The organism is Vibrio sp. IB15 (assembly GCF_016406055.1).
GTDB lineage: Bacteria > Pseudomonadota > Gammaproteobacteria > Enterobacterales > Vibrionaceae > Vibrio > Vibrio chagasii.
Window position 1 is genome coordinate 102,641 of sequence record NZ_JAEFCE010000003.1, and the last position, 12,700, is coordinate 115,340.

General features: G+C 44.0%; 12 protein-coding genes. 10 read left to right on the plus strand and 2 right to left on the minus strand.

The genetic code is table 11. The features are described 5' to 3' along the window. Nucleotides 1–62: 62 nt before the first annotated feature. Nucleotides 63–548 carry a type II secretion system protein gene (locus tag JC606_RS01925; protein ID WP_137407738.1) on the minus strand — a complete coding sequence of 162 codons (486 nt, stop codon included), beginning with the start codon at nt 546–548 and terminating at the stop codon, nt 63–65. Between the two features lie 279 nt (nt 549–827). Then, nucleotides 828–1,010: a hypothetical protein gene (locus tag JC606_RS01930; RefSeq protein WP_198777701.1), complete on the minus strand. Its 183-nt coding sequence runs from the start codon at nt 1,008–1,010 to the stop codon at nt 828–830. 260 nt (nt 1,011–1,270) lie between these two features. Between JC606_RS01930 and JC606_RS01935 the strand changes: the two genes are divergently transcribed. The 10 genes from JC606_RS01935 to JC606_RS01980 all read left to right on the plus strand — a co-directional run bounded on the left by JC606_RS01935 (nt 1,271) and on the right by JC606_RS01980 (nt 12,339). Further along, entirely contained in the window at nt 1,271–1,882 is a 612-nt protein-coding gene (locus JC606_RS01935; protein ID WP_137407739.1) for a flavin reductase family protein, read from the plus strand. Nucleotides 1,883–1,953: 71 nt separating this feature from the next. Continuing rightward, the gene (gene cobT / locus JC606_RS01940) at nt 1,954–2,982 is read left to right on the plus strand and encodes a nicotinate-nucleotide--dimethylbenzimidazole phosphoribosyltransferase (protein WP_198777703.1); all 1,029 of its coding nucleotides are present in this window, start codon (nt 1,954–1,956) and stop codon (nt 2,980–2,982) included. Beyond that, entirely contained in the window at nt 2,982–3,788 is an 807-nt protein-coding gene (locus tag JC606_RS01945; RefSeq protein WP_198777704.1) for an adenosylcobinamide-GDP ribazoletransferase, read from the plus strand. The genes cobT and JC606_RS01945 overlap by 1 nt, the downstream gene beginning before the upstream one ends. Before the next feature lie 26 nt (nt 3,789–3,814). After that, the gene (cobU, locus tag JC606_RS01950) at nt 3,815–4,408 is read left to right on the plus strand and encodes a bifunctional adenosylcobinamide kinase/adenosylcobinamide-phosphate guanylyltransferase (protein WP_198777706.1); all 594 of its coding nucleotides are present in this window, start codon (nt 3,815–3,817) and stop codon (nt 4,406–4,408) included. 9 nt (nt 4,409–4,417) lie between these two features. Next, entirely contained in the window at nt 4,418–5,035 is a 618-nt protein-coding gene (locus JC606_RS01955) for a histidine phosphatase family protein (RefSeq protein WP_102425546.1), read from the plus strand. Between the two features lie 125 nt (nt 5,036–5,160). After that, nucleotides 5,161–6,957 (plus strand): M3 family oligoendopeptidase, encoded by a 1,797-nt coding sequence (locus JC606_RS01960; RefSeq protein WP_198777708.1) that lies wholly within the window; start codon nt 5,161–5,163, stop codon nt 6,955–6,957. 266 nt (nt 6,958–7,223) lie between these two features. After that, nucleotides 7,224–8,252: a succinylglutamate desuccinylase gene (locus JC606_RS01965; protein ID WP_198777710.1), complete on the plus strand. Its 1,029-nt coding sequence runs from the start codon at nt 7,224–7,226 to the stop codon at nt 8,250–8,252. Nucleotides 8,253–8,386: 134 nt separating this feature from the next. Beyond that, nucleotides 8,387–9,382 (plus strand): vitamin B12 ABC transporter permease BtuC, encoded by a 996-nt coding sequence (gene btuC / locus JC606_RS01970; RefSeq protein WP_198777712.1) that lies wholly within the window; start codon nt 8,387–8,389, stop codon nt 9,380–9,382. Further along, a complete protein-coding gene (gene btuD, locus JC606_RS01975) occupies nt 9,369–10,127 on the plus strand; it encodes a vitamin B12 ABC transporter ATP-binding protein BtuD (protein WP_198777713.1) in 759 nt (252 codons plus the stop codon). The genes btuC and btuD overlap by 14 nt, the downstream gene beginning before the upstream one ends. 400 nt (nt 10,128–10,527) lie before the next feature. Then, a complete protein-coding gene (locus JC606_RS01980) occupies nt 10,528–12,339 on the plus strand; it encodes a hypothetical protein (RefSeq protein WP_198777715.1) in 1,812 nt (603 codons plus the stop codon). The last annotated feature ends 361 nt before the right edge of the window (nt 12,340–12,700 follow it).

Consider the following 12,700-nt stretch of genomic DNA (forward strand, 5'->3'; position numbering starts at 1 on the left):
CGTATACGGGCTTAAAGAGATCAGGCAATATAATGAACGTAATAGATTTTTAAGTTAAGAGGTTAACACCCGTCATAGAATTTATTGATTGTTAGATCGCCAATATTGATGAGTTGAGTTTGATCTAAGGTGTAAGATCGCGTGAATTGAACAAAACAGTTATAGCCCTTTAATTCTCTAAATTGCCTTTCTCTACCCGTGTAGACTATGAGGGTTGGGTTGAATTTCGGTCCATAGCTGAGCAACTGATAGTCATGAGTTTGCATCGCGTTTTTAATATTGTCTGAATCTAATGCAATAGCGCCCCATCTAATCCATACATCTTGGTCTGGCAATTGAATGAGTTTTTCTTTCTCTAAGCCTTCGATGGCTGCTTTGCCCATGACTATTTCATTGGTTGCGTTAAAAGCGCCGATGAAGCCATCGAGCGTTGCTTTTGTTGCATCCGATTTGATGTTTAAAAATCGAGGTGCTGCTGCCACAGCTATAATGCCTAAAACAGCGATTACGGCGACTAACTCGATTAATGTAAAGCCTTTGTTTTTCATAAATACCCTTAACTATTGATGGGGTAAGTCTATCAATAAGGGGAAGGGAGTAAATAAATGAAAGTTTGTTATAACTTTATGAAATGTAAGGGTAATTTTACGAAGTTTAACAAGTGAACTAATACTTGAAATCTAATTGGTTTATTGGTTTTAAAGTGTACGGATTGTCTAACTTATGAGATCTGATGATGGCGCGATGAAGTGATGCATTAATCTATTTTTAGCCTCAAAAATAACAAAGCCCGTTGGGCGACGGGCTTGTTACTTTCTTCGCAAAATTTAGGTGAAGGACAGTGGGATTTTCCTTACCTTTTTGCTTACTTTCTTACCTGATTTATTTGGTTTTCTTTTGCTTGAGTTTGGAATCATCGCACCTCCTAAATCATTTTTCTGAGCTTTATTTTTTTCAACCGGTTGTGTTGCTTGGTGTTGCATTTTGTAGCTAACAGCGTGGGTGTTCACTGTATGGGTACTTATCAATGGAGAGATTGACAAGCACATCATACAAAGCATAAAGGGTGCCAAAACGTAAGTCATTGATTCTTCGTTTGTGTAGCTCTAGGAGCTCAACTACGCTGTCTTTTTGATTCTCAATTTGAGAAAAAGTGGTTTTGAATTGCTTAAATTAAGAACACTCTCTGCGGTTTCTGTTACTTAGGCATAGATACAGCTTTGCTTAACACGTAAACTGGGTCGTAATTCACATAGACCAAGGACGTGCTATGAACCTCAAGCTTGATACTCTCGCTCCCACTCAGGTTTATCACCTGATGACTCAAACCGTTGTTCCTCGCCCGATCGCGTGGGCATTGACGGAATCTTCTGATCAAGCGTACAACCTAGCGCCTTTCTCGTATTTCACGCCTGTTTCCAGCAATCCGCCGCTACTGATGTTATCGGTCGGGAAGAAGCCATCGGGAGAAATCAAAGACACCACTCGTAATGCCCATGAGACGGGTAAGCTAGTTATACATATTGCATCGTCGAGTTCAGCTGAAGTGATGACCGCGACTGCAGCTACTCTTGAGCATAATGAGTCAGAAGTAACGGCGAATGACATTGAATTAGTTGAATTTGAGGGTTTTTCCTTACCGAGAGTGAAGCAGTGCGCTGTGGCTTTTGGTTGCACACTCTACGAGGTCAAAGAAGTCGGTGAAGTACCGCAAAGCCTTATCTTTGCTCAAGTTGAACAGGTGTATATCTCTGAAGGTGTGATCGATAAAGAGAGCGAACGCTTGAAGATTGATGCACTAGCACTTGATCCTTTATCCCGACTAGGCGGAGGCGAATATGCCACGCTGTCTAATGTCTTCTCTGTCGCTCGTCCTAAGTAAGCGTTAACTATTTAGCTCCAGCGGATAAGATCGTTAAAACCCGTTCCTCAATCTAAGTGCCACATAATTTTATGTTAGATACAAAATACTCGCAGTACATCCAACATCGTATTGACCAAAAAACTAAGCCGCTTGGCGCATTGGGCTTACTCGAAAAAGTTGCCTTTCAATTAGCATTAATTCAGAGCCAAGGACAAGAGTCGGCGGCAGAACATATTGAATTAAATAAACCGCGCATCATCATTTTTGCAGGTGATCATGGTGTTGCTGATGAAGGCCTGAGTATTGCCCCGAGTGCCGTCACACAGCAGATGGTATTGAACTTCTTAAACGGCGGCGCAGCGATTAACTGTTTTTGTTCTGTGAACCACATCGATATTACGGTGGTCGACACAGGAATATTGTTACCAATCGAATCTGATAACCCAATGCTGATCTCCCAGCGTTTGGGTACACGAACCAATAACTTTGCCAATGAAGCCGCAATGAGCTTAGAAACGGTAGAACGTGGGATTGAATTGGGCGCAGAGCTTGTATCTAGAACCATTTCGAATGGCACCAATATCATCATGTTTGGCGAAATGGGCATCGGTAATACCAGCAGCGCTTCAGCGATTTTGAGTGCACTAGCAAACTGTACTGCAGATGAGTGTGTTGGCCTAGGCACTGGTATCAATAACGAGCAGTTAGCAAGAAAAGTCGCGGTGGTTGAACAGGGCGTAGCTCGCTGCAAAGGACTCGATCCTAAATCGATTTTGACCCAAGTCGGTGGTTACGAGATCGTGCAAATGGTGGGTGCCTTCCTTGGTGCTTACCACAACAGAACGCCAGTATTGGTCGATGGTTTTATTGTGTCAGTTGCGGCGTATGTTTCTACCTTAATTGAGCCTAACTGCCGCGATTACATGATCTTTGCGCATCGCTCTGAAGAGTCTGGACATAAAATTTTACTAGAGCTGCTCAATGCTGAGCCATTGCTCGACCTTGGTTTAAGGCTAGGTGAGGGGACAGGCGCAGCACTGGCGATGCCAATCCTTCGAGCGGCGGCAGAGTTTTACAACAATATGGCGAGCTTCGAGAGCGCTGGAGTTACAGTTTAATGAGTGATTTTCCGGACAGATCTTGGAAAGATCGCGTTGCTTATCAATGGCAACTGTTTTCGTTGGCAATGGGCTTTTTTTCTCGCTTGCCGATGCCGAAGAATACGCCTTATTCAGAAGAGCGTATGAACCGTTCTGGTCGTTACTTTTCAACAGTCGGTTTTTTGCTGGGTGTCTTGTGCGGCGGTTTGTTTCTGTTGCTTGATACTGTGTTACCAAGCTCGATTGCCATCTTTTTGATGATGACTTTTAGCTTAATGCTCACTGGCGCTTTCCATGAGGACGGTTTGACCGACATGGCGGATGGCATCAGTGGTGGTATGACATTGGAACGTCGTTTGACCATCATGAAAGACAGCCGCATCGGTACATACGGTGCGTCTGCGCTGATCATGGCTTTGCTTGGTAAGTGGGTTCTGCTCAATGAACTCGTCAGCATGGCTGAATTGTTTATGGTCATCGTGACGAGCTACACCTTTAGCCGAGCGATTTCGGCCTCCCTTATTTATGACATGCCTTATGTTAGCGACTTGGATACGAGCAAGAGTAAGCCTTTAGCCAACAAACAAACCAAGGGGGAGCTTGTCTTCCTTATGTTGGTTGGTCTGTTACCAAGCTTGTGGTTTGGGTTAGCGTTTACGTGTGTTTTAGCTGTGATTGCTTACCTGTTTAGAGTGGGCTTCAAAAAGTGGTTAATTGCACGCATTGGTGGCTTTACTGGTGACTGTTTGGGCGCGGCTCAACAGTTGATGGAACTGCTGATTTACGTTGTGTTTACCGCTGCGTTTTATAACGGCTTTATGTAACTCATTCAGGATTTTAGAGGCAACACATGACAACCAATAATCAAGCGTATCAGAGTCATCACCATCTTGTTTTAGGTGGCGCGCGCTCAGGTAAGTCGAGTTTTGCAGAACAACAAGCATTATGTGCAATTGAAGCATGTTCAAATGGGCGTCTACATTACATAGCGACTGCGACCTATTTAGACGATGAAATGCGTGAACGAATCGCGCACCATCAACAACGTCGTGGCGAGCAATGGATTGAGCATGAAGTACCCGTCGAATTAGCCGAAAAATTGCAGTCTTTTGAGAAAGAAGATGTGGTGCTGATTGACTGCCTAACATTGTGGTTGAACAACATCATCTTTGAACTGGGTGACGACGCAACCAATGAACAGGTTGAAGCCGTGGTTGAAGTATTGGTCAAAAGCGTCGAGCAAAGCCCGGCACAGATCATCATGGTATCGAACGAGGTGGGTTTAGGGGTTGTTCCACTCGGGAAAGTATCGCGCTTATTTGTTGATAATGCTGGTCGTATGAACCAAGCACTTGCTCGCGTTGTCGAACATGTCACTCTAATAGCCGCGGGGTTGCCACTACACCTTAAGCCTTCAAATCATTCTATTAACGCTCAAGGCTAGGTCACTGATATGGTCAATGGAACCACCAAAAACATCTATTTGCTCAGACATGGCAAAGTGGAAGGGAAGGCTGCGCTAAACGGTGTCTCTGACGTATTGGTCAATCCGGAGCTTCAACAGCAGATTTGTGACGCTTTGGTACATCAGGATATAGCGGTTGATGCGGTCATCACTTCACCGTTGAAGCGTTGTAGCGATTTAGCTCACTTGTACGCGGAGTGCATGTCTGTGCCTTTGTCTGATGCTCCTGAATTTCAAGAGATGAACTTTGGCGAAGTGGATGGTATCGCATTTGATGAGCTTGAGGACAAGTGGGCAATGCTCGACACTTTTTGGCAAGACCCATCGAACCATAAGCTCAATGGTGCAGAAAGTTTACGGAGCTTCCACGAAAGAGTAACTCAAGCTTGGTCGCAAGTTTTGAACGATCCAAGTGACAATCTATTGTTGGTTACCCATGGTGGCGTTATTCGTATGTTATTGGCGCATTGCCTTGATATTGATTGGAAAAATCCGAGTCTGTACTCAAAGTTGTCGATCGAGAATGCATCGATAACCCATATTCAAGTGACCCAGTTCGCGCAGAGCTTTATCAGCGTCAAAGCGATAGGCCTGCCTGTTCTCTGAGTGTCCAAAAACACAGTTTAAGAATTAACAATCTTAGAAGTATTAAAAGTAATTAGAAGTATAAAGCGGCGTTAACAGTCGCTATACCAGATTGGTATTACTACCTACGTGAAAGGAATTTAGTCATGACAACACCGAGTTGGGATCTGAGCATTGCTTATCGCGATCTTGATGATGCAAAAATTGAACAGGATATTGAACTCATTCAACAGTGTATCGAACTCTTGTACCTCCATGTTGAAAAGCGTCACATCATTCTGGCAATGCAAAACGCAATCCAGACCTCAGAAGCGGCAGGCACGCTACTGAGCACAATTAACACCTTTGCTAACTGTCACGCTTCAGTAGATGCGACTCATACAGAAGCCAAAGCGCTGCTTGGCCGTGTCGCAAAGCTGAACTCTGAAATGTCACAAGCGTTTAGCCCTTATGAAGATACGCTGATTCACGCAGAGCCAGAGTTTATTGATGCCGTTTTAGAACACGAGAGTGCAGATGTTGCAGGCCAACGCTTCGCGATTGAAAGCTCACGTAAGCTATCAAGGAGCCGTCTCAGTGTGGCTGAAGAACAGCTTTTAGCAGCCATGAAAGTCGATGGCCGTGATGCATGGGGTCGTTTATACGATAACCTTACCGGCTCATTGAAACTGTCTTTGAAACTTGATGGTGAAGAAGAAGCACTTGGTTTCTCGCAAGCGGCGAGCTTGTTGTACGGTAGCGAATTCGATAAACAAGAGCCTGCATGGCGCGCGGTTCAAGGTGCAATGAAGACTCACCAAGAGTCATTTGCTTCGATTCTAAATGCGCTTGCAGGTTGGCGTCTGACTGAAAACAAAAAGCGCTCGAAAATCGCAGATGTGCATTTCTTAGATCCAAGCTTGCACGGCAGCCGAATTGTGCCTGAAACGCTAGACACAATGATGTCTGTGGCGAAAGCTAATCGCGCAGTAGGTCAGAAAGCGGGTCTGTTGATGGCAAGAGTTCACGGCTTAGATGAAATGAAGCCATGGAATCACTTAGCTGCAATGCCGCCACTTGGTGACGCTGAATCTAAGGTTTACCCATTTGATGAAGCGATCGAAGTGATCAAAACCGCTTTCGCAAAAGTAAATCCAGAGATGGCTGATTTTGTCGCTTTGATGGTTGAGAATGGCTGGATTGATGCCGCACCAGCTGCCAACAAACGTTTAGGCGCGTACTGCACCAAGTTTGCCGCGACACGCACACCGCTTGTGTTCATGACTTGGAGTGGCAGCCGCTCTGACTTAATGACATTGGCACACGAGCTAGGCCACGCGTTCCACAACTGGGTAATGAAAGACATGCCGTTGTGTAAGACACGCTACCCAATGACGCTCGCAGAAACAGCTTCTATCTTTGCTGAAAACATCGTTCGTGACCACTTGTTAACGCAAGCCCAAACACGAAACGAGAAACTTGAAATGCTGTGGGAAGAGCTGTCTTCTTCATTGGCTTTAATGGTCAACATTCCAGTGCGCTTCGAATTCGAAAAAGCATTTTACGAGCAGCGTGAAAAAGGCGAGCTGACGGCGCAACAATTGTGTGACCTGATGGAAAGCACTTGGAAAGAGTGGTACGGCGATGCGATGACCGAAGCAGACCCTTACTTTTGGGCGAGCAAGTTACACTTCAGTATTTCTCAGGTGAGTTTCTACAACTACCCATACTTGTTCGGTTATCTGTTCAGCAAAGGTGTTTATGCGCAACGTGATGCGAAAGGCGAACAGTTCTATGGCGACTATGTGTCTTTGTTGCGAGATACGGGCAGCATGATGGCGGAAGAAGTGGTTCAAAAACACTTAGCAATGGACCTGACTCAAGCCGATTTCTGGCAACAAAGCATCGACATGGTCAAAGTTCAGATCGATGAATTTGAAAGATTGCTCGATCAGGAAGATTAATTGATCTCAATCTGTTCATAGCAGGTAAGAGCTGTGTTAGCTTACGTGGCTCTTATCTTGCTGAAAGAACTTGATATAACCAAAAGTTGCTTTAAATAGAGAAAGTTATTTAGCACAGGCCTCGGTTTGTTAATAAGCAGGAAATATAAAATATATGGGTAGTATTTGTGAGTGATAACGGAGTTTCTATTGATAAGTGCGATCCTAGCAACACAATTTCTATGTACAATTTATTAACATACGGCCGTGCAATTAAGGAGTAACGCATGACGAAGACCCTCTTTCGCCAATCATTTCTTTTTGACAGCCTAGATCTTGAGCAAGAAGTGTTTGCAGGACAGACCGTACTGAGTAACGGTGTTCAAATTAAGCTTCATCAACGTGGTGTGTTGGAAGTGATTCCCGCTGATTACAGTTCTGAAACCAAGAACATTATCTTTTCAAGCGGTGTACACGGCGACGAAACCTCACCAATGGAGCTGATTGATAAGCTCGTTGAGGATATTGAAACAGGCTTTCAGGCAGTGAACGCTAGATGCTTGTTTATCATAGCTCACCCAGAAGCAACCAACGCGCATACCCGTTTTCTTGATGTGAATATGAACCGTCTGTTTGATGAAAAGCAGTACGAGAGCAATCGAGAAGTGGATATCGCCCAGAACTTAAAGTATCTGGTGACAGAGTTTTATAAAGAAACCAAGCCAGAAACACGCTGGCACTTAGATTTGCACTGTGCAATCCGTTTATCTAAGCACTATTCATTTGCAGTGAGCCCTAAGGTTCGCCACGAAGTACGTAGCAAAGAGTTATTCGACTTCATCAACAGTGCTCATGTTGAAGCCGTGTTGCTGTCGAATGCACCTACCAGCACGTTCAGCTGGTACAGCGCTGAAAACTTCGGAGCGCAGGCTCTGACAATGGAACTCGGGCAGGTCGCGAGAATTGGTGAGAACCAACTCGATAGACTAACGGCTTTTGATCTCGCCATGCGTAATTTAATCGCGGAATCTGAGCCAGAGCATCTGCCCAAGCGAACCATTACTTATCGTGTGAGCCGCACCATTGTTCGTTTACATGATGATTTCGATTTCATGTTCTCAGATTCTGTAGAGAACTTTACTGCATTCAAGCACGGTGAAGTCTTTGGCCATGATGGTGATAAACCATTAATGGCGAAGAATGAAAACGAAGCGGTGGTGTTCCCAAACCGTAATGTTGCTATCGGTCAACGAGCAGCCTTAATGGTGTGTGAAGTGGAAACACGATTTGACCATGGGCAGTTGGTTTACGATTAATCTGTAGCAGCGACGACGGTTCGTTGAATAACCGCTCAACTGGTTGAAATATCAAGGTTCACATTACGGTGTGAACCTTGAGTTTACTTGGGTATACAGGTAAGGTTACGCGAACAATCTCAAAGTAGCTTGATATGGATTTCCAACAACTTCTTCACCAAAAACAGCGCAAATGGACGCGAGCCATTTATCTGATGGCATCACTGCTTATCGCGCTGAGTGCTATTTACCTAATGGTTGGCGATCTCTTCATTTCCCCTCTGGGCACCTTGTCCACATTAGAACAAAAACTACTGATTGATTTACGCTTACCTCGATTATTAGCAGCTATTGCCATCGGGGCAGGGCTAGCGGTATCTGGCGCAAGCTTACAAGTGTTATTAGGCAACGTATTGGCAGAACCAGGTGTGCTCGGCATTTCTGGTGGTGCAAGCCTCGCCATGGTGATTGTGTTGTTCTTCTTGCCGTTTGCGCCGACTCCAGAACTCTTCATGGTCGCGGCGGTATTAGGGTCACTCTGTTTCACAGTGATTTTGGTGAGTATGGTAAAGGCAATGCGGCTTACCACGACCAAGCTGCTGCTGGTAGGTGTCGCATTAGGTATTCTTTCTGGTGCTATGGTGACATGGGCATTCTATTTCAGTGATGACATGAGCCTTCGTCTCTTGATGTACTGGCTAATGGGTAGCTTAGGCGGCGTGACTTGGTATCAACACTCGCTGACATTAGTGATGATTCCTGTGATTATCTGGTTGTGTCTGCAAGGCAGTAAGCTCGACAAACTGATGATCGGTGAAACCCATGCGGCGCAACTTGGCGTGAATGTGCCTAAGTTACGTTGGCGCTTAATCTTCGCAGTATCCATTTTGGTTGGCTGTGCGGTGGCGTTGGGCGGTGTAATCAGCTTTGTTGGTTTGGTTGTGCCACACTTACTGCGTTTAGCTATTGGTACCGATAATAAATATCTACTGCCTTTGTCTGCCGTCGCTGGGGCTGCGCTGCTGGTGTTTGCTGATATTTGCGCACGAACTTTACTTGATTCTGCAGAATTACCTTTGGGTGTGATGACCACAAGTATCGGTGCGCCTATCTTCATTTGGATGTTAATTAAAAATCATGATTCAAATTAAGAGCCTGAGCGTCGGCGCTCGTTTATTACCATTATCATTTGAGCTCAAGCCGGGCCAAGTAACTCATGTTATTGGGCCTAATGGCAGTGGCAAGAGTACTTTGCTGGAGGCCATTTCAGGCATAGGTGACAGCTACAAAGGTGATATCAAGATCGATGAGAAAGACCTATCTGACTTATCGTTACAGGACTTATCATTGCAACGTGCGTACTTGTGTCAGAGTGCAAGACCGGCTTTCAACTTAGAAGTGTTCCAATATCTGGCATTATCACTACCAAGCTCGTCACAAGGGCTTGAAACTGAAATCAATGCAGCCTTGGAAGAGATAACCCAGATGCTCGACATTGCGGATAAGCTTCATCGCTCAATTCAAGCTTTGTCAGGTGGTGAGTTGCAGCGGGTTCGATTGGCGGGCATGTGCCTACAAGTTTGGCCAACACTTAACCCATATGCGAAGTTACTGATCTTAGATGAACCGGCGGCACCGTTAGACATTGCGCAAGAGGCGTTACTCTATAAGCTCATTGAAAGAGTGGCGCAAAAGGGCATCGCCATAATCATGGCAAACCACGACCTTAACCGCACCCTAAGACACGCCGACCAAGTGCTACTGCTCGACAAAGGCTTTTTACAAGCTTGTGGTACTGCGGGTGAAGTACTGACTCCAGAACAACTTGAGTCTGTATTCAACACTCAAGTGAAGAGTGTGGCTCTTGATGGAATTATGGTATTGCTGTTTCAATAAACCAAGGGACAGTCAACTGAAAAATAAAACCCTAAGTTTTATTTCCGCGTAAGGGTTTATCGCCGATTTTTACCCAATCTTATTCTCTTTTATATATTACTTCTCGAAATCTTAATGTTAACAACAGTCTGTATTTGATAACAAGTGTTTTACTTCAAAGCTATTTGGCTCCATAAAAAATCAAGGTGACAGTTGTTTTATCATAAAATAAAATTATTACCTCGCTATATTGATTTTTTCGTGTGATGTTTGCGTTGCATATGCTCTTTGTATGCCTCTGGGTGTTTGAGTTGTTTTTTTGTGATGATTTATTCGTTAAAAACAACTCTTATTAGCATAAATACTTTTAATTTGTGTTTGCACTGTAATCAATCCAATCTATCAAATACTGAGAAAACATATGAGTATTACTATAAGGAAGCTAGCACTGGGCATATCATGTGCCATTGTCCAGTATTCTGCATTTGCTGATCACAATACCTTTCCTACACTCAACAGTTCACATGAACATAAGTTTAAAGCCAATAGCCAGCTTTCTAGAGAATCTGAATTAACTTTCAACTTCGTGTTAAATAATGGTCCTAGAAATAAGTTAGATACTTTAGCTAAGTCTTACTTAAATCAAATTGAAATTATTGATAAGAATAATCCTTTATATGATGAAAACCGTGTTAACCGTGATGCAGTAAAACAAGAGGTGGCTGAATCAATACAATATTATTTAAAGCATCAGTTAGTGTTGAACCCAAGGTTCGCTATATTGGACGGGAAAGTTGAAGAGTGGTGTTTGGAAGTACTTGACTCTAACTGTGTAAGTCCGATCGAGCCATTTGGACAATTGGCACACCTGGATAGTGCAATGGCACCTTCGGGTGGTTTTACACTTGTTGTCGGCAAACCTAATAGTCAAGCAACAATTAAAACGATACTTCAAACCGTACCTGGGCAGCGCTATACGCTTTCTTTTGACATCACTGGTGAATTTGTTAAGCATCCCGGACTCTCATATACATATCAACCACTAAATACACTTGTGTCCATTGGGGGGGAGGATACGCTAATCACTAAAGCGCACCCTTTAATTCAAGAAGAGTTTTGGTCTGGGGGCGTTTATGGGGTTGTAGATGCACCGTGGGATAACAACGAAAACGGCCGAAATCATTGGGAAAAGGTTGAACTGCAGTTTGTAGCGACGCAAGAACAAACTATCTTAAGTTTTACAAATCTTGCTAGAACGAACAGTGGTCAGCAGACATCACCAACAATGCTCTCTAACATAATGGTTTATGATGATGTGACAGCAGATAAAGGCCTTCAGCCAGGTAAGGTTGCGGTTATCGCCACTGCTGGCGTTAGCGTTGCTGCGCTTGCTGGGACGACAGTTTATCTGGCTCGCAAAGGTGTTTTTCAAGATGTATTCCAAGCTCTTGGATATTCTGCAACTACAGTTGGTCCTGGTACTGACGCTATGAAACTAAATGCGTCTTTCGATGATATGTATGAGATCCTGCAAGGAAGTGGTGGTAAGCAAGCTTTAGAAAATTATTTAACCTTCCCTACTCGAGAGTATGGCGCTGAATATTTTGAGAATCAGATTTCAGAGTCCGATCTTAACTTTATGACTGATATGGGATTTAAAGAACTCCACACTGGTTTGCCAGCCAATCAGCTCCCATTTGATGAGAGCGCGACATACATCACAAAAACGGTTTCAGATATCGCGCCTATAGAAGAACAAACTGTCATCAAGTTTGACTCTCAAGAGACTGCTGCAAGTTTTGTTAGGCAGTTAGATTCGTACTTATTGATGGAAGAAGACGCTATCCCAGGGATCAGTCAGCATGTGAGTAGTATTAGTGTCATTGTTGGTACTGATGAAGCAAATGCTGTTGCGGCTGAACATGAATCTGTAATTATTCTTCACAGTGCTAGTGAGTTTGAAGCTGGCGATGCTGGTCTTATGGGAGTAGGCGAATTTGTTGCGAGGTTTGCGGTTGCCAGCGGTTTTGAACAGTCTATCGTTGATAGTCTGCCGTTCATCTACAACTCAACAAGCCTCGCAGGTGTTGGTTGGAGTTCAGTTGTAGAAGACGTAAGTCAGGCTGCAACTACTGCCATTCATAGTTCCTACCAAGCAGGGATGACTGCAGAAGAGTTTTCTGCAGCAGCAATGGAAGCTTTGGAGGTTGCTGGTATCGTAGCGTTACTCTAGTTCCAATTAGATAATTTAATTAACGGGGTGCTGAAGTATAAGTATTGTGCTTCTTATGGCCTATCAATTCTAACGCCCAGCACCTTAACCATGTCGACTTTACAAATTTAGTGAGACAGCAATGGGAAAAGTTGGACTAAGATCTCACTCATCTAGCTGATTTAATTCTCTTTTGACTATGAGAACCTCAAAGTGGCTTACTCGCGAAGCCGCTTTTTTCTTCACTTTGAATATTGTTTCTACAATCAAGACAGAATACTGAAATCCAATAATTAGAAGCAACATCATCTATCTACAACGCTTTTGTTTGAGTTGTGTGATTCCGATTCCTATCGATATAAAACTCGCTGTTATTGATAAA